General features: G+C 62.3%; 12 protein-coding genes. 7 read left to right on the top strand and 5 right to left on the bottom strand.

Translation table 11 applies throughout. The annotated features are described in order from the left end of the window. Nucleotides 1–164: 164 nt before the first annotated feature. Nucleotides 165–995 (bottom strand): alpha/beta fold hydrolase, encoded by an 831-nt coding sequence (locus tag DM872_RS06090; RefSeq protein ID WP_179058612.1) that lies wholly within the window; start codon nt 993–995, stop codon nt 165–167. Between the two features lie 178 nt (nt 996–1,173). On the opposite strand from DM872_RS06090, the gene DM872_RS06085 reads away from it, so the two are divergent. Further along, the gene (locus tag DM872_RS06085; RefSeq protein WP_179058611.1) at nt 1,174–1,620 is read left to right on the top strand and encodes a MerR family transcriptional regulator; all 447 of its coding nucleotides are present in this window, start codon (nt 1,174–1,176) and stop codon (nt 1,618–1,620) included. 73 nt (nt 1,621–1,693) lie between these two features. Here DM872_RS06085 and DM872_RS06080 read toward each other — a convergent pair whose 3' ends face one another. Further along, on the bottom strand, nt 1,694–2,701 hold the full coding sequence (locus DM872_RS06080; RefSeq protein ID WP_179058610.1) for an acetoacetate decarboxylase (ADC): 1,008 nt from the start codon (nt 2,699–2,701) through the stop codon (nt 1,694–1,696). A 182-nt stretch (nt 2,702–2,883) separates the two neighbouring features. Between DM872_RS06080 and dapF the strand changes: the two genes are divergently transcribed. Then, entirely contained in the window at nt 2,884–3,681 is a 798-nt protein-coding gene (gene dapF, locus DM872_RS06075) for a diaminopimelate epimerase (RefSeq protein WP_179058609.1), read from the top strand. 21 nt (nt 3,682–3,702) lie between these two features. On the opposite strand, the gene DM872_RS06070 is transcribed toward dapF, so the two are convergent. The 3 genes from DM872_RS06070 to DM872_RS06060 all read right to left on the bottom strand — a co-directional run bounded on the left by DM872_RS06070 (nt 3,703) and on the right by DM872_RS06060 (nt 11,035). Next, the gene (locus tag DM872_RS06070; RefSeq protein WP_179058901.1) at nt 3,703–9,198 is read right to left on the bottom strand and encodes a trifunctional serine/threonine-protein kinase/ATP-binding protein/sensor histidine kinase; all 5,496 of its coding nucleotides are present in this window, start codon (nt 9,196–9,198) and stop codon (nt 3,703–3,705) included. Nucleotides 9,199–9,500: 302 nt separating this feature from the next. Next, on the bottom strand, nt 9,501–10,004 hold the full coding sequence (locus tag DM872_RS06065) for a RidA family protein (RefSeq protein WP_218649098.1): 504 nt from the start codon (nt 10,002–10,004) through the stop codon (nt 9,501–9,503). Continuing rightward, a complete protein-coding gene (locus DM872_RS06060; RefSeq protein ID WP_179058608.1) occupies nt 10,001–11,035 on the bottom strand; it encodes a quinone oxidoreductase family protein in 1,035 nt (344 codons plus the stop codon). Before DM872_RS06060 ends, DM872_RS06065 begins: the two co-directional genes overlap by 4 nt. Nucleotides 11,036–11,234: 199 nt before the next feature. On the opposite strand from DM872_RS06060, the gene DM872_RS06055 reads away from it, so the two are divergent. The 5 genes from DM872_RS06055 to DM872_RS06035 form a co-directional block, all read left to right on the top strand. Then, on the top strand, nt 11,235–11,627 hold the full coding sequence (locus DM872_RS06055) for a winged helix-turn-helix transcriptional regulator (protein ID WP_179058607.1): 393 nt from the start codon (nt 11,235–11,237) through the stop codon (nt 11,625–11,627). Between the two features lie 184 nt (nt 11,628–11,811). Further along, the gene (locus tag DM872_RS06050) at nt 11,812–12,813 is read left to right on the top strand and encodes a helix-turn-helix domain-containing protein (RefSeq protein WP_179058606.1); all 1,002 of its coding nucleotides are present in this window, start codon (nt 11,812–11,814) and stop codon (nt 12,811–12,813) included. A 126-nt stretch (nt 12,814–12,939) separates the two neighbouring features. Beyond that, the gene (locus DM872_RS06045) at nt 12,940–14,190 is read left to right on the top strand and encodes an acyl-CoA dehydrogenase family protein (protein ID WP_179058605.1); all 1,251 of its coding nucleotides are present in this window, start codon (nt 12,940–12,942) and stop codon (nt 14,188–14,190) included. 109 nt (nt 14,191–14,299) lie between these two features. Then, a complete protein-coding gene (locus DM872_RS06040; RefSeq protein WP_373273684.1) occupies nt 14,300–15,169 on the top strand; it encodes a transporter in 870 nt (289 codons plus the stop codon). Between the two features lie 93 nt (nt 15,170–15,262). Continuing rightward, a partial coding sequence (locus tag DM872_RS06035) for an aldehyde dehydrogenase family protein (RefSeq protein WP_179058603.1) occupies nt 15,263–16,629 on the top strand: 1,367 nt, incomplete at its 3' end.

Raw genomic sequence — 16,629 nt, 5'->3', positions numbered from 1 at the left:
CATTTACTAACGCTACCGGCTATCGAGCAAAGTCGGGCCACATCGAACGGTAGAAAAAAGGTTTCGCTCGGGCGTTCATACCCAAAGCGAAAGTGGCTCCCCGCGACAACAACCTGTGGAACCCGTCGGGAGCCAGGAAGTGAACTCCCTGGCTCCCATGAAACTCAGCTTCGGATGAAGGCGAGCAGATCGGCGTTGATGGTGTCGGCGTTGATGGTGGGCATGCCGTGTGAGAACCCCGGATAGATCTTCAGGGTGCTGTTCTTGAGCAGCTTCGCCGACAACACGCCGGTGTTCTCATAAGGCACGATCTGGTCGTCGTCGCCATGCAGCACCAGGACGGGGATGGTGATGCTCTTGAGGTCTTCGGTGAAGTCGGTCTGGGAGAAGGCGACGATGCCATCGTAATGCGCCTTGGCGCTGCCCATCATGCCCTGCCGCCACCAGTTCTGGATGATGCCCTCCGACGGCGTGGCACCTGGTCGGTTGTAGCCATAGAAGGGACCGGCCGGGACATCCCGAAAGAACTGCGCGCGGTTGGCGGCCAACTGGGCCTGCAGGCCGTCGAAGACATCCTTGGGAAGCCCCTCGGGATTGCTCGCGCTCTTCACCATCAGCGGCGGCACCGCACTGATGAGGGCGGCTTTCGCAACGGGATCTTCACGATGCCGTGCGATGTAGCGAACGACCTCGCCACCGCCTGTGGAGTGGCCGGCATGGACGGCTCCCTGCACGCCGAGGTGGTTCACGACCGCTGCCGTGTCATCGGCGTAATGATCCATGTCGTGGCCATCCCAGACCTGGCTGGAGCGGCCATGGCCGCGTCGATCGTGGGCCACTACGCGAAAGCCCTGGGCCAGGAAGAACAGCATCTGCGCATCCCAGTCGTCCGAGCTGAGCGGCCAGCCGTGATGGAAGTAGATCACCTGCGCATCGCGCGGTCCCCAGTCCTTGTAGAAGATCTCGACTCCATCCTTCGTTGTGACGTATCCCATGTTCGCTTCTCCTGTCTGATGTGGAGGTCTGCAATTGGAGATGCGCTCGCCAATCGATACCGCGCATGGCGGGCGATGCCTGGAAAACGCGGCTGGCGTTGCCGTTGAGTCGCTTGGCCGCTATTGGACTCTAGGATTAAAGTAAGCTTTAAGGTCAATGATTCTGCCGAGGTGCAGCGTGAGAATTGGTGAACTGGCAAAACTGAGCGGCCTGGCGGCCTCTCGCATCCGCTTCTACGAGTCCAGTGGCCTGATCACTTCGGTTGATCGCAAGGCCAACGGCTATCGCGATTATGGGCAGGACGCGGTACTGATCCTGGAGATCATTACCGGGGCCCAGGCCGCAGGCTTTTCGCTGGAGGAAATCCGCAATCTCCTGCCGATCGGACAGAACAACTGGCAGCACGGGGAACTGCTGGACAGTCTCAAGCGCAAGGTGGCCGAGATCGAGGCCATGCAAGCGCGTCTGGAGCAGAACAAGGCGCAGTTGCTGGTCACCATCGAAGTCATCGAGAGCAAGCCGGAAGGCATGCAGTGCGGGGAGAATACGCAGCGGGTACTGAATCGCCTCCGTAAGGAAGCGAATGGGGCAGCGGGTTCTCGTCAGCCGGTTCGAGAAGACTGAGGCAGTGTTTCCGAACAAGCCAAGTCAGGCCGCGATGGCCTGACTTGAACCCATTGACGCAAGGCCGTAGCGACTACTCACTGTCCAGCATCGATTGCAGGGATTCGGGTGCATAGAGCGCGCTTTGGAACTGCGGCACGTACTCGTACTTCATCATTTTTCCCAGATCCAGGGACTTCATGAAGGTGGAAAGGCTGCCACCATTCAGCGTGAGATTGACCGACTCTGCACGCGTGCTGGATGCGTGGCTCAATTGCCGGGATACCGCATAGCCGTAGGTCAACCCACCTTTCTTATCGATGTTCGTGAAGCTGTTGGTCACCAGTTCCACTTCAGCTGAAGGCGCACTCAACTTCTCTCCCTCGAAGACAACATCAACCTTGCCTGTTTCGTTATCGACGATCTCGAAGGTCACGGACTTGTCACTCTCCCGGCGGTTGATACCCGTCAGCCACTTCGGCAAGTTGTAGCCGACCACGCCCCGTACCCGGGCAAGCTCGGTATTCACCGGGAGTTTCAGCACGTACCCCCAGAAATCCCCGGACCGCGACTGACCGACCAGCGAGACTGGGCCGAGGTTCGATGATCCCGGTTTGTTGGTGACGATGGACAGGGCGATTTCGTTGTAGCTGTCGTTATCGCAGTACTCATAGGCGTAGGCGGTAAGCGCGACCAGCCCCCTGCCCGGCCAGACCTGCAGCGGCTGGACCTTCTCCAGGACTTCAGCAGGTATCAGGGCTCTCAGCTTGCTTATGTCCGCCGTGTAGACCGCGGTGATCCGATTGTTCTTGTAGTAGAAATTGGGTGAGTAGGATTCGAACCCAATGTCGACCTTGGTTTTCTTGAGCCCCCTGAACCAGCTCAGGTCGACGCCGGGGGCTTCGGATTCGATGGTGGCAAGCGGAGGATTGGAGCGGAAGCGGTCATACAGACCACCGGCAACGACAGGAACTTCATGGCCCCCGACGTTGATCATCACGTTTCCCGATTCCTTGGCGTCGGGCGAACTTCCCGCCAATGCGAAAGCTGAAACGGCACTCATGAATATCCCCACCACTGCCGCAAAACTGCCTCGTTTCATCTGCTGACTCTCCGCTAAGTACGTTATGCCGTTGTTCCCTGTGGAACGCGCGAAGAGAACGCTAACGTTTAACTTAACTTTAAGGTCAAGCACTTCTCTGAGGGCATCGAATTCCCGTGCATAGCTTGTTCGCACCTGCGGCCTTGCCTACTCTCGCTGCACCTTGCGAACAGAAGATCACCATGGATTTCTTCAAGTACCACGCTGCCAGTAACGATTACCTGGTTTATGCAGGCGAGCTCCCTTTCGCTCTTTCGCCGGCGGAAATCTCGCGGACCTGTGATCGACATAGGGGACTCGGGGCGGACGGCATCCTTGTCCCGGTGCTCACGCAGGGCGAAATGCCCAGCGTGATCATCTACAACACCGACGGTTCCCAAGCGGAGAAAAGTGGCAATGGACTGCGGATTTTCTGCCGCTACCTCTGGGATCGCGGCCAAGTTGCCGCAGGCGAATTCCAGGTTCATACGGCCGGTGGCGTGGTGTCGTGCCAGGTCCTTGATGAGGGCCGGAACGTTGCCATTCGCATGGGGCGTGCGCAGCTCCCGGACAGGAACGTCCTGGAAGTGAATGTGCAGGGATGCGAGCTGCGGCTGTATCCGGTCTCCATGGGTAATCCGCACTGTGTGATTTTCATGGATCAACCCGATGAACCAACCGCGCGCGCCCTCGGGCCGGTCATCGAGCATCTCGAACCCTTCCCCAACCGCACCAATGTGCAGTTCGTGAAAGTGATCGACCGCCACAACCTGGAAGTCCGCATCTGGGAGCGAGGCGTTGGCTATACGTTGTCCTCGGGTACCAGCAGCTGTGCGGCAGCAGCGGTCAGCCGGCGACTGGGACTTGTGGAGCCGCAGGTTAATGTCCATATGCCCGGCGGACTGATCCAGATCGTGCTGGATGACAACTTTGAGGTCCTGATGCGAGGGCCGGTGCGCCGCGTGGGCCGCTACAGCCTGGACGAAGAGTGTTTCAGCTGAGCCTTGCCCTTCCCGTGGTCGTCAGGAAGCCGCGTTATGAACGGGAACCGTGAACTGGACCGTCGCGCCGCGGGGGTCGTTTCCGCTCGCCCACAATTGGCCACCATGGGCGTCGATGATCGAGCGGCAGATCGACAAGCCCATGCCCAGGCCAGCGGATTTCGTGGTGTAGAACGGTGCGAAGATCTGCTCCGGCTCCGAGGCGAAACCCGGACCTGAATCGCTCACCGCCACCCGCACGTAACCGCCACCGTCCTCGACCGTGCTGATGACGAGCTGCCGCCCGCCATCCCCGATGTCGCTCATCGCTTCCAGTGCATTGATGATCAGATTGAGGAGTACCTGTTGCAGTTCGACACGGTCGCCCTCGATGCGCGGCAGGCCCTCTGCCAGTTGCAGCTTCACCAGGGCCTTGCCCTTGGAGGCCTGGCCGCGGGTGAACTCCACCATTTCTAGAATCGCCTCGTTGATGTCCATTGGCAGCTTCTGGGAGGGTGCCTTGCGCAGCAACTCGCGGATGCGCCCGATGACATCTGCCGCCCGGTTGCCATCCCTGATGATTCGCCCAATCGTGTTTCCGACTTCGCCGAGGTCGGGTGATGAGGCACCGAGTAGCCGCTGGGCGACCTGGGCGTTGAGGATGGTCGCTGCGATGGGTTGATTGACTTCGTGGGCGATGGTGGCCGTCAGCTGGCCCATGGTGGCGACGCGGTTGGCGTGTGCCAGTTCCGTCTGCACTTCGCGGTAGCGCCGCTCGCTCCCACGGACCTTTTCTTCGGCCTGCTTGCGTTCGGTCAGGTCCAAAACGAAGGCGACACCTTCCTTCCGGCTCCCTTCGAAGGAAGCCAGGCCGACGACCACTGGCACGCGGCTGCCATCTTTCCTGATGTATTCCTTCTCATAGGGCTGCGCCCGCCCTGTTTGCAACGCACTCGCCAGGGAGCGTTCACTGATCGCCATGAACTCCGGCGGCGTCAGGTCCCGCCAGCGCAGGCGGCCCGCCGACAGGTCCTCGCGCGCATAGCCGATGATGCGGAGAAAGGCATCGTTGGCATCGATCAGGCCGCCACTGGCATTCCAGACCACGATGCCGATGATGTTGGCATCCACCAGACGCCGGATCTTCGCTTCGCGCTCCGCCACTTCGCGGTACAGGCGAGCGTTCTCCAGGGAAATCGCGGCTTGCGAGGCAACCAGCTTCAGCACGGCGATGCGCGTCGGGCTGAATACGCGGGCCGTGAGGTTGTTTTCCAGGTAAAGGGCACCGATGAGTTTCGCCTGGTTCATCAGCGGCAGGCAGAGAATCGAGCGGCAGTGACGCGTGCGGATGTAGGTGTCCGCAGCAAAGCCGGGTTCGGCCGAGGCATCATCCAGCACGATGCTCTCGTGGGCGCGCAGGACATGGAAAAGGATCGACTCCGGCAGCATGTCCGCACTCACCGGACTATCGCGAAGTTGCAGCTCGGCGGCCTCGCCTCCCATGGTCGCTTCTGCCGCTATGCGTGCCTCGCCGGCGTCCGACAGCACCAGTAACCCACGTTCCGCGCCGGCCTGTTCAATGGCCGTGCGCATGACCATGTCGATCAATCTTTCCAGAACGATTTCACTGGAAGCCGCCTGTGACACCTTGATCACGGTCGCGAGGTCCAGGTGCTCCACCGGCGTGGCAATGGTGCTCGTCGGGCCAGGGGCTGGGTCGTCCGCCTTCAGGAACGGATGCGCTTGCTCGAGCTGCCGCACCTTGCCCGTCGCCCCCCAGCGCACGTAGGCGTAGCGGGCATCCTGCAGGTACAGGCGGGCGATCTTGTGGAACCCAGCCGATGCGTAGAACCGCGACGCGAGCTCATTGGCCAGCGCTTCGATCTGGTCGAAACCGCTTTCCTGCGCCGACTGGATGGCCTGTTCATAGAGCAGTTCGGCATCCACGCGGCGGCCTTCTATGCGGGCTATTTCAGCGCTTACCAGCAGGGCGCGGCTGGCGAAATTCTCGGCACAGAGCGCTACCCAGCTTTGCAGCTGTTGCTGGTGTGCGACCAGGGCATCCAGGTGCTGTTCGCGATCACCGGCCGGGATGCTGTCGCACAGCGCCGCCCTGGCCAGGGCGGCGTAGAAGAAATACTCGGCCTCCTCGATGAAGGAATGGGACGCCCAGAGCACCTCTTCCGCCTGCGACGCTGCTTCCATCGCGGCCTCGATATCTCCCGCCAGGTAGCGGGCCTGGAGTTTCCGCACCCAATGCCAGCACGCGAGCAGCCGCGAGACGTTCGCTATGCGCTCCTCAGCCTGGGCCTCATTGAAATGCTCATCGTCCAGGCAGCCGAAGGTGGGCGTGAGGCCCCTCAGTGTCCGGATCAGCGCAAGCTGGTTTTCAATAAAGCCGATGACGAGTCCGAAACGAATCTTGCGGGCATAGGCCAGGCCCCGCTCAGCCTCCACTTGCAGCTCGGGCAATCGCTCACCGGCGAACAGCAGGTTCGAGACGAGGCAGTTGCGCGAAAAGGCGCCAAACGGCAGGTCGCCGATCCGGTTAGCCGTGGCAAAGACACGCTGTAACTGGTCCGAACAGCTCCGGATGGGCTGCGCCCAGCGCGCCACGAAGACCGAGAAGCAGAAGTAGGTGCGCGCCTCGTAGCGCTGGAGCCCCAGGCGCTCGACGAGTTTGCAGGCGAGCTCGCCAAATCGATACCCGGCCTCATAGTCGCCGAAGCGCCGGCCGGTAATCCGGGGCACAGTGGCGTAGGCCACGCACGAGGCATCGCAGTTGCCATGCTCGATGCTGAGCGTGATCGCCTTGCAGATCGTCAGGGAAGCCAGGTTCGAATTCGCATGCAAGGCGGGTGACGTCAGCTTGACCAGCGCCTCGACGGTCGCAAGGGCAATGGGATCCTCCATCAATGGCAGGTCGATGAGGCCTTCGATCGGCCTTCCGGCGAGCCCGGTCCAGATGCGCTCATACTCGCCGCGCACCACCTCGTCCGCAGGCGTAGGTGACCATTCGATGCCCACATGCCGCAGGAAATCGAGGCACACCGAGACCGCACGATCGCTCTGGTTGAGCAGCAGGCACACATCCATCCGCACACACGCCACCCTGGCCCATTCGACCGGACCGGCGACACGGTTGGTCAGGGCCGCCAGTCGTTCGTCGGCAATCATCAGTTGGCCGGTGAGGAACTCGCATTCGGCGCGATTCAGCTCCAGTGCGAACGCCAACTCATGTCGGCGCTCCCAGGACGCTTCATCCAGCAGATTGGCACCCGCCGCGAGATAGGTGAGCGCCGAAGCGAATGTCGTCGCGGCCTTGGCGCGCCGCCCAGCCAGAAGGTTGATCTCTGCCAACTGCTCCCGCTCTTCGCGGTCGGTGATCAGCCCAGCGCCGCGATTGAGTTGGCCGGCGATCTCGAAAATCGCCTCCTCCCAGCTTTCCTTCGGCGTCTGTTTGACAAGCATCCGGCCGATGCGCAAATGCGCTTCGGCACGGGAAGTTTCGGCGATCAGCGAATACGCGGCCTCGTGGATGCGGTCGTGTACGAAGGCATAGGCACCCTCCACCCTCTCGACCACTTCCTGGCGAATCGCCTCCCAAAGTAAGGCCTGTACCTGGGAGCGCTTGATGCCGAGCACGGAAGCCAGCGTGCGGGTCTTCGCGACATTGCCCAGGCAGGCCAGCTGCTGCAAAGCCTGCTGAGTCTCGGCCGGCAAGCGGCTCAGCTTTTCCACCATCAGGTCAACGACGTTTTCCGTGTACCCCTTGGCGTGGATTCGCCGGGCGTCCCAGACCCACTGCTCCACCTCGTGATCGAAGGCCAGCAGTCCTCCGTCGACCAGGGCGTGGAGGAACTGGATGACGAAGAAGGGATTGCCGGCGGTCTTGTCGTGCATCAGCCGGGCCAGCGGTTCGATGCGCTCCTGGCCGCAATGGAGCGATTCGGCGAGCAGCTGGGTGATGTGCTCGGCTGACAGGGGGGACAGGCTGATTTGCTCGATCCGGCCGCCAGCATTCCTTATGGCCTGGAGCTTGCCCGTCAGGGGGTGGAGCGCATCCACTTCGTTATCGCGATAGGCGCCAATGAGCATCAGATGGCGGAGGTCCGAACTCGTCAGCAGTTCTTCCAGCAGATCGAGCGTCGCCGTATCGAGCCATTGCAAGTCATCGAGAAACAGCGCCAGGGGATGCTCGGCCTGGGCAAATACACCGATGAAACGTTGAAATACCAGCAGGAACCGGCGTTTTGCCTGGGGCGCGTCCAGCTCCGGCACGGGTGGTGGCTCGCCAATGATCAGCTTCAGTTCGGGGAGCAGATCGGTCATCAGCCGCGCATTGGGTTCCAGCGCGTCAGACAAGGCCGTGCGCCAGCGGGCCAGCTCGCTGTCGCGCTTGCCCAGGAGCGGACGCAGCAGGCTCTGGAACGCCTGAACCAGCGTCGAATAAGGGATGTCGCGTTGGTACTGGTCGAACTTGCCCGACGCGAAGAGCCCGTGCTGCGCCACCAGCACCTTGTGCAGTTCGTTGACGACCGAGGACTTACCGATGCCGGAATAGCCGGAGACCAGCACCAGTTCCGGCGAGCTGCTGTTGACGATGCGATGGAAGGCCGCAACCAGGGCGTCCACTTCGTGCTCCCGCCCGTACAACTTCTCGGGGATCAGCAACTGGTCAGGCGTGCCACGTTCATCCAGGGGAAACTCATCGATGCGACGCTGGCGCTGCCAGTCGGCCAGGCATTGGTGCAAGTCATGCTCCAGGCTGGCGGCAGTCTGGTAACGGTCTTCGGCCGTCTTCGCGAGCAGCTTCATCACGATGCGGGAAACCATGGCCGGAACGGTTGCCACCCGCTCGTGGGGCGGAATAGCCTTGCGAGCAATGTGGCAATGCACCCATTCCATGGCATCGCCGGCCTGGAACGGCAAGGTTCCAGTCAGCATCTGGTAAAGCGTGACGCCAAGCGCATACAGGTCACTGCGTGAATCGATCGAGCGGTTCATCCGGCCGGTCTGCTCCGGCGCCATGTAGGCCAGTGTGCCGGCGATGGTTTCCGGCGCTTCAGGCGCCTGCCGCTCCCGAGGCAGCCGCGAGGCCAGGCCGAATCCGCTGAGCCGGGCCTGGCCGTCGCTGCAGTTCACCAGGATATGCGCGGGTTTGAGGTCCTTATGGATCAGGCCGCGCTGGTGGAATCTGGACAATGCCCCGGCGATGCCCACGGCAAGATGCAGGAAATCCCCGGTCTCCATGGGCGCGGCGAGCAGTTCGGACAGCAACTCGCCACCCGGGTCCTCGTACACCAGGCAGGGCCGACCCGCCTCGCGCACCAATTCCAGTGGGCGCACCGCCCAGGCGCCGTCCAGATCGTCCTTCAGACTGAATTCATGGGTGAGCCGATCAAGGGCGGCAGGCGAAGGGTGTTCGGTGACCAGGCGTGCTATCAGAACGCTCTGTCCACCCTCCTCGCCCGCGCGAAGCTCACGGCAGTAGGTGCGTTCACCATCGTCCCACAAGATCGACGAACTCTTGCCCATGCCAATGCCATCGCCTGGAGGTTGTTTGTCTGCCGCCGGCGCAAGGGCCAACCGCCCTTTCATGAGCCGGTCACTCATGTCCATATGGTTCGAGGGGAGGCTCGATTGACTGCGGGGCGTGCGGTGCAACCCGGTGCGGGATTTACTGCCCCGGGTGCCCTGATTGGCGGGCCGGCTGCTTATTCTGTGCTGCAAAAAGGCTAGGTCAGAAATTAACCATCCAAGATGAAATCTGATGAACAGGCCCGGCTGAGCGAGCGGAGAAATGCTTCTGGAAATTTCAGTGCAACACTTTACCGCTGCTAGTGCTCCGCACCTGCCAGTTCGAAGCTAAGGGCAATGGCCACGGGCAGGTTAGCTGGCAGGTTGCGAACCCCGCATACCGAGCGCACATGGCCGGCCCGCTGCTCAAAGATGCTGGCCAGGAGTTCGGACGCGCCGTCCACCACCTGCGGGTGTGCCACGAAACCTTCGTCGCAGGCCACGTATGCCTCCAGGCGAATTACCTGTCGAATGCGTTCGAAGCCGCCCAGGTGCTGGTGCAACTGGGCGAGCGAATTGAGCACGGAAAGCCGGGCCGCGATGCGGCCCTCTTCAATCGAAAGTTCTCGCCCGAGCAATCCGGTCAGCATCGGTCGTCCATCAATCACCGGCCCTTGCATCGAAACGTGCAGTGTCGTTCCAGCCTCGACAACCGCCAGGTAGGCACCTAGCGGTTGTGGTGGTTTGGGCAGGCCGATGCCGAGCGCGATTAGGCGCTGCATCGCCGGATCAGCGATGCGCCCTTCCCCAGGCAGGATCATCATTCCGCCCAGGGCAGGAGGATGATGCTCCCGCGCGCCTGGTTGCTGGCGATGCGTTCGTGAGCTTCCGCCGCGCGGGACAGGGGCAGGACGCTGTCGATCACCGGCTTGACCTTGCCTTCCCTGATCGGGTCGAGCCAGGCGGCGAAGTCTTCGATATCGCCTACCAGTGTTCCGCGCAGCTGCTTCTGGGTGAAGAAAAAGCTCCTGATGTCGAAGGTGACTTCGCTGCCCGCCATGAACCCCATGGCCACGATGATGCCCATCGGCCGGACCGCCTCGATAGTCCGGGCCAGTACATCGCCACCCAGATTGTCGATCGCAACGTCGACACCCTTCCCCTCCGTCCACTTGCCGAGTGCTTCGACGAAATCTTCTTCGTTGCTGTTGATGACCAGTTCGGCGCCCAGGCTGGCCGCAAGCGCTGCCGAGGACTCGCTCTGAACGGTGACCGCCACGCGCGCTCCCAGCGCACGGGCTACCTGGATACTCATGATGCCGGTGCTGGACGCCCCCGCATGGATGAGCACCCGATCACCCGCCTTCACTTCGCCGACGATCTGTACGGAGCGGATCGCGATGAGCAGGGCAACGGGCAGCGCCGCAATCTGCTCGACCGGGAGCCCCGTTGTATCCCGAAGCAGCCAGCGCTCATTCACGACGATGTACTGCGCATAGGTCCCTGGCACGTGGATACCGGGAATGGCATAGCTGGCCGCGTTGGTGACGGGGCGAACCTGCGCTTCCGCCGCATCCAGCGGATACCCCGGCATCGAGATTACCCGCTCGCCAACGCTGAAGCCGGTCACACCAGCGCCCAATTCAGCCACTTCGCCCACCGCGTCGGAGCCGAGGATGTGCGGGAAAGCCAACTGGGGCGCAATCTGGCCAAGACGCACGTAGTGATCCAGGCGGTTGATGCCGGCAGCCAGCACCTTCACCAGGACTTCACCCGGACCGGGAACCGGCGTGGGGACGTCTTCGAGTCGGATTTGTTCGGGGCCGCCAAAGGCGTGGATGACAGCTGCTTTCATGGTGGTATCTCGCAATCAGGTTGAATGTGTTCGCAAGCCAGCTCCTGTTGGAGGTCTTGCGCTGACCGTTTGGCGACTTTCAGTTGAGGTCACCAATCAAGTGGTACCATCCTAATCACCGTATGGTCATTTAAGTAAGTAGGCACTTTTTTGTGCCGTAGATACCAACTAGTTCTATAGGCACCTTTTGGTAACCACAATGAACGCAACCACTGAACACGCCGAATCGGCATTCGTACTCAGGGAAAACTGCCCGCAGCGACGCATCCACTACATCCTCAATGGCAAGTGGACCTCCATGGTCATCTACGCGTTGAGCCACGGCGCGCTGCGGACCGGACAACTGGAGCGAACCCTCCCTGGCATTTCCAAGAAGATGCTCACGCAGACCTTGCGGGACGTGGAAAACAGCGGTCTGGTGCATCGCGAAGTGTTCAACGTCGTTCCTCCCCGGGTCGAGTATTCGCTGACCCCGCTGGGGGAAACCTTCGTCGAGCCACTGCGCGAGCTCTATGACTGGGCAGCGCGAAATTCCGCCGCACTGGATGAACTCGAGCGGAATCTGCAGAAAGCGGAATCGTCAGTTTCATAGCGCCGGCACGGCAATCTTATGCGCTGGCGGAAAGCTCACTTTGCTGACGGTGAACGACTTGCTTGACTCTCAATGCACAGCATTGACAAGCGCCTCTCGCCCGAGTGGAAACTCGCGGAGTGCGACCGAACGCAGAGCAACGGCAATGCCCCCTAGTCGAGATACGGTGTGAGGAAATACGCAGATGAGCGAAGTACTCCCGGCCAGTTCAAGCCAGCGGCCCTCCTCCACCCTCGACGAGTTCTTCTTCGACGAGGTGGATGCCTGGGAGGCGGCCGTCGAGCGCAGTTGTGCGCCGTTGCGCATCACCTTGCAGCCCGAGCACAGGCTTAAGGCCACGCTGATCGAGCAGATGTTCGGTGAGCTGTATCTCAGTCGCGTGACATCGGTCAGCTGTCACTGCGCACACGACCGCGCGCACATCCGCCAGGGCACGGACGATGCCTTTCTCTACAGCCTGCAACTGCAGGGCGAAGGGCGTCTGACCCAGAGCGACCGCAGCGTAGTACTCAAACCCGGAGACGGCGCGCTTTACGATTGCACCCAGCCGTTTCGCTGGGAGTTCAGTGGCGACCTGCAACAGCTGGTCGTGCGCTTGCCCCGGGACCTGTTCCAGCGCTATGTGAAAGGCGCCGAAAGAATCACGGCCCTGCGCGTGGACGGTGGCCGTGGGGTAGGTCGCCTGCTGACGGGGCACTTGCGATCACTGCTCGATGAGCGCCATGCAATCCAGCCCTCGACCTTCCGCTACATGGCCGGCAGCACCCTCGACCTGCTGGGCGGTGCCCTGAGCGAGCTGAGCGACCGAGCTCCCATCGCCGCGAGCAATCTGCAGACCTACCACCTCAACCGGGCCTATGCGTACATCGCCGAACATATCCGCCAGCCCGAGCTCTGTCCCGAGGCCATTGCCAGGGCGCTGGGCATCTCGGTGCGTTACCTCCACCAACTGTTCCAGGGAACCCGCACAACCGTTGCCCGGCATATCCAGGAAATGCGCCTGGACGGCTGTGCGCGCGACCTCGCAAACCTGCCCGCCGACACCTACTCCATCAGTTACCTGGCCTATTCCTGGGGCTTCGAAAACGCCGCCCACTTCAGCCGCACCTTCCGCAATCGCTTCCAATTGACTGCACGGGACTATCGAGCCCTGCACGCAAAGCAGCCCGCTCTCGCACTGCGCTGACAGTCAATAAAGCCGTTCCTCCACGGCGAAGAGCCCACTCCCGACCTTCCGTAGCATCCGGTTTGAGGGGAAGCCGCATATCCAGCGGCTTTCCCCGGTTCCAGTGCCCTTTCGGAGAGTCGTCTCATGTCGATCGATTTCACCCTGACAGATGCTCAGGCGGAGCTGAAAGCCGCCGCGCGCCGGTTCGCCCGGGAAACCCTGAGCCAGGTCAGGGAAGCCATCCACTACTTGCCCACCCCGGAAAGCCGCTTCCTGGCGACCCGCCCGTTCTATGAGGAATTGGTTCGCGAAGGATTCTTGCGCCGGTTGATCCCGCAACCCTTCGGCGGAGAAGGTGGCGGCATGGTCGACATGGCCATAGTCGCTGAAGAGTTCTACGCCGAAGACGCCAATGTCCCGCTGACGGCGTTTGCCAACCTACTGGGCCTGATGCCGATCTTCCTGGCCGGCACCCCGGAGCAGCAAAAGACCTTCGTCGCGCCCTTCCTCGAATGCCGTGGTGCACCGCTGGCGGCGCTTGCATCCAGTGAGCCGGGCGGCAGCGCGAACTACCACTCCGATGCAGTGGGCGGCGGTGTTCGCACCCGTGCTCGTCTGGACGGCCAGCAGTGGGTTATCGACGGAGCCAAGCAATGGATCTCTGGCGCTTCGGGGTGGGACGGCAAGGGGGCTGACCTGCTTTGCGTCGTGTGCCGCACTGATGCCGGTGTAGCGCCGCAGAACGGCGTTTCCGTTCTCCTCGTACCGGGACCGGCCGCAGGTTTCCGGGTCAATCGCTATCACGAATCCCCAGGGCACCGAGGCCACCTGACATCCAACTTCACCCTGGATCAGGTGCGGGTTCCCGAAGGCAACGTCGTCGGCGGAGTCGGTCAGGGGCTACAGGTGGTGGACGCCAGCTTCTCGGCGACCGCAGCCCTGGTCGGCGTCATGTCGCTTGGTGTCCTGCGCGCGGCGTTCGACTTCACCTTGCACTTCGCCAGGACCCAACGACGGGGTGGCCCTGTTCCCGTCATCGAACATCAGGCCGTGGGCTATGCATTGGCAGATGCCAAGGCAGCCATTGAGGCCGTGCGCAGCCTCAGCTACCGGGCCTGCTTCGCACTCGACCGACAAGCCCCCGAAGCCCTGGAACTCGCCCTGCACGCCAAGGTGTTCGGCTCGGAAACCGCCGTGCGGGTCATCACCGAGCTGATGCGCGTCGTCGGCATCGACAGCTATGACCATGCCACGTCGCCCCTCGCCTCGCTACTCCAGGATGCCCTCGCCTTTCCCCTGTTCGACGGCGGGAACATGGGCGTGCGTCGTCGCCAGCTTCACGAACTGATGAAGCAGGACGACTACGACTCCCTTTCCACGGTGTTCCACCCGTAGCACGCGCCACCAGCAGTCATTGACGTCGCCACTCAAAACAAATCCAAGAAAGTGAGTCGCAACAATGAAATCCAGCAACGCCCCCGCTCCAACTCCGCCTGCAAAACGGGTGAAACGCCTGATTCGCACCCTCCTGCTGCTGAGTGCCCTGTACGGTGCCAGTGCCAGCGCAGGTGTCATCGCCACCGATCCCGGCGATTACGTCGCATTTCCCGCCGGCACCAACCTGGCCGTCCTCTACTACAACCATGCCGAACGCAACGACGTTTATCTGAACGACCACAAGCAAGACACGCCGGGGTTCGGGCTGGACAACGACATCGCGGCCTTTCGCGCCGTGCATTACGTCGAACTCGGACCGCTGCTGGCCGCACCGCAGGTCATAGTCCCGTTCGGCAGCCTGCGAATGAAAGGTGCTGCGGACACAAGCGCCAGCGGCGTGGGCGATCCCCTCATCGGTAGCGCGTTCTGGCTCGTCAATGATCCTGCGCGCAGACGCTACCTGTCGTTCGGCGCCTGGATCGCCCCTCCCCTCGGCAACTACGACGCTGACGATGGTCCGGTCAACATCGGTGAGAACCGCTGGAAAGGCGTGCTCCACACGTCTTACACCCAGTCGCTGTTCGGGAGCCTCTCAGGCGAGGTCACCGCAGAGTGGGATTTCTTCGGCGAGAACGACGACTTCGCCGGGATGACCCGCAAGCAGTCCCACATCTTCGAGCTGCAAACCCACCTTCGCTACGACTTCTCGCCAGGCAGCTTCGTCGGTGCGAGCTACTTCCACACGACAGGCGGCGAGAATCGCTTGAACGGCGTCGACCTCGACGACTCGCTCAACACCAAACGCTATCTGCTGTCGGTTGCCCGTATGGTCGCTCCAACTGTGCAGCTCATGGGCCAGGTGGGCCAGGACCTGGAGGTTCGCAACGGCCCGAAGGAAGACTTTCGCGTCAACTTGCGCCTGGTCAAGATTTTCTGATTCCCCACTTTCCAGACACCCGGCACTTCTGCCGATGGCGTTGCCTTGCCCGGAAAACGAGGCAACGTCCCTTCAACATCAAGAGGACCGAACATGAGCAAGGTTGAGATCCTGCCGCAGGTGGCGGCATTCCTGGAGCGCCGCCACGGTTGCTTCATCGATGGCCAGTGGGTGCTGCCGGAAGGCCCGACCACGAAGGTCGTGAATCCGGCCACGGGCGAGCCCATCGCCACCGTGCCGGATGTATCGCTCGACTATGTCGACCAGGCCGTGCAGTCCGCCTTCCACGCCTTTGAATCAGGCGCTTGGTCCGGCCTGCGTCCGGCTGACCGCGAGCGCATCCTGCTGCGTTTCGCCGCCCTGGTGGAGGAGAACGCCGAGGAACTGGCCCAGCTGGAAACCCTGAGCCAGGGCAAGTCGATCAACATGTCGCGCATGCTGGACGTCGGCGCCACCGTCGAGTTCATGCGCTACATGGCCGGCTGGGCGACCAAGATCGAAGGTCAGACCATGGACGTGTCCATCCCGATCCCGCCGGGCTCGCGCTTCACCGCCTTCGCTCGTCGTGAGCCGGTGGGCGTGGTTGCCGGCATCGTGCCGTGGAACTTCCCGCTGATGATCACCACCTGGAAGGCCATGCCGGCGCTGGCTACCGGCTGCACCGTGGTCATCAAGCCCGCCAGCGAAACCCCGCTGACCGCCCTGCGCCTGGCCGAACTGGCCTTCGAAGCGGGCATCCCGGCCGGCGTGTTCAACGTCGTCACCGGCGGCGGCAGCACCGTGGGCAACGCCCTGGCGTCGCACCCGCTGATCAGCAAGGTGTCCTTCACCGGTTCCACCGCCGTGGGCAAGAGCGTCGGCGTGGCCTGCATGGAGAACATGACCCGCTTCGCCCTGGAGCTGGGTGGCAAGAACCCGATGATCCTGCTGGCCGATGCCGATGTGGAGAAGGCCGTGCAGGGCGCGCTGCTCGGCGGCCTGCTGAACAACGGCCAGGTCTGCGCCGCGGCCTCGCGCTTCTACGTGCACCAGTCCATCTACGAGCCTTTCGTTCAGGGTCTGGCCGCTGCGGTGAAGGGCCTGTCCATCGGTCCGGGCATGGACCAGGACGCGGCGATCAACCCGCTGGTGTCATTCAAGCAGCAGCAGAACGTGCTCAAGCACATCGACCTGGCCCGCCAGGAAGGCGCCCGCGTGGTCGCCGGTGGCGAGCGTCTGGAAGGCGACGGCTTCTTCGTCCAGCCCACTGTGCTGGCCGACGTGAACCACGAGATGACCGTGTCGCGCGAGGAAGTCTTCGGCCCGGTGCTGTCGGTGATCCCCTTCACCGATGAGGACGCCATGATCGAACTGGCCAACGACAGCGTGTACGGCCTGGCCGCCAGCCTGTGGACCAACGACCTGTCCAAGGCGATGAACCTGGTTCCGCGCATCGAGGCCGGCACCGTGTGGGTCAACGC

It is taken from the genome of Pseudomonas taiwanensis (assembly GCF_013393345.1).
Taxonomy (GTDB): Bacteria; Pseudomonadota; Gammaproteobacteria; order Pseudomonadales; family Pseudomonadaceae; genus Metapseudomonas; species Metapseudomonas resinovorans_C.
This window is presented reverse-complemented; position numbering and strand designations above follow the sequence as displayed.

What these genes read in the sequence shown, in the direction of transcription:
- DM872_RS06090 (WP_179058612.1), bottom strand. Translation starts at nt 995, where the DNA reads ATGGGATACGTCACAACGAAGGATGGAGTCGAGATCTTCTACAAGGAC.
- DM872_RS06080 (WP_179058610.1), bottom strand. Translation starts at nt 2,701, where the DNA reads ATGAAACGAGGCAGTTTTGCGGCAGTGGTGGGGATATTCATGAGTGCC.
- dapF (WP_179058609.1), top strand. Translation starts at nt 2,884, where the DNA reads ATGGATTTCTTCAAGTACCACGCTGCCAGTAACGATTACCTGGTTTAT.
- DM872_RS06070 (WP_179058901.1), bottom strand. Translation starts at nt 9,198, where the DNA reads ATGGGCAAGAGTTCGTCGATCTTGTGGGACGATGGTGAACGCACCTAC.
- DM872_RS06065 (WP_218649098.1), bottom strand. Translation starts at nt 10,004, where the DNA reads ATGATGATCCTGCCTGGGGAAGGGCGCATCGCTGATCCGGCGATGCAG.
- DM872_RS06060 (WP_179058608.1), bottom strand. Translation starts at nt 11,035, where the DNA reads ATGAAAGCAGCTGTCATCCACGCCTTTGGCGGCCCCGAACAAATCCGA.
- DM872_RS06055 (WP_179058607.1), top strand. Translation starts at nt 11,235, where the DNA reads ATGAACGCAACCACTGAACACGCCGAATCGGCATTCGTACTCAGGGAA.
- DM872_RS06050 (WP_179058606.1), top strand. Translation starts at nt 11,812, where the DNA reads ATGAGCGAAGTACTCCCGGCCAGTTCAAGCCAGCGGCCCTCCTCCACC.
- DM872_RS06045 (WP_179058605.1), top strand. Translation starts at nt 12,940, where the DNA reads ATGTCGATCGATTTCACCCTGACAGATGCTCAGGCGGAGCTGAAAGCC.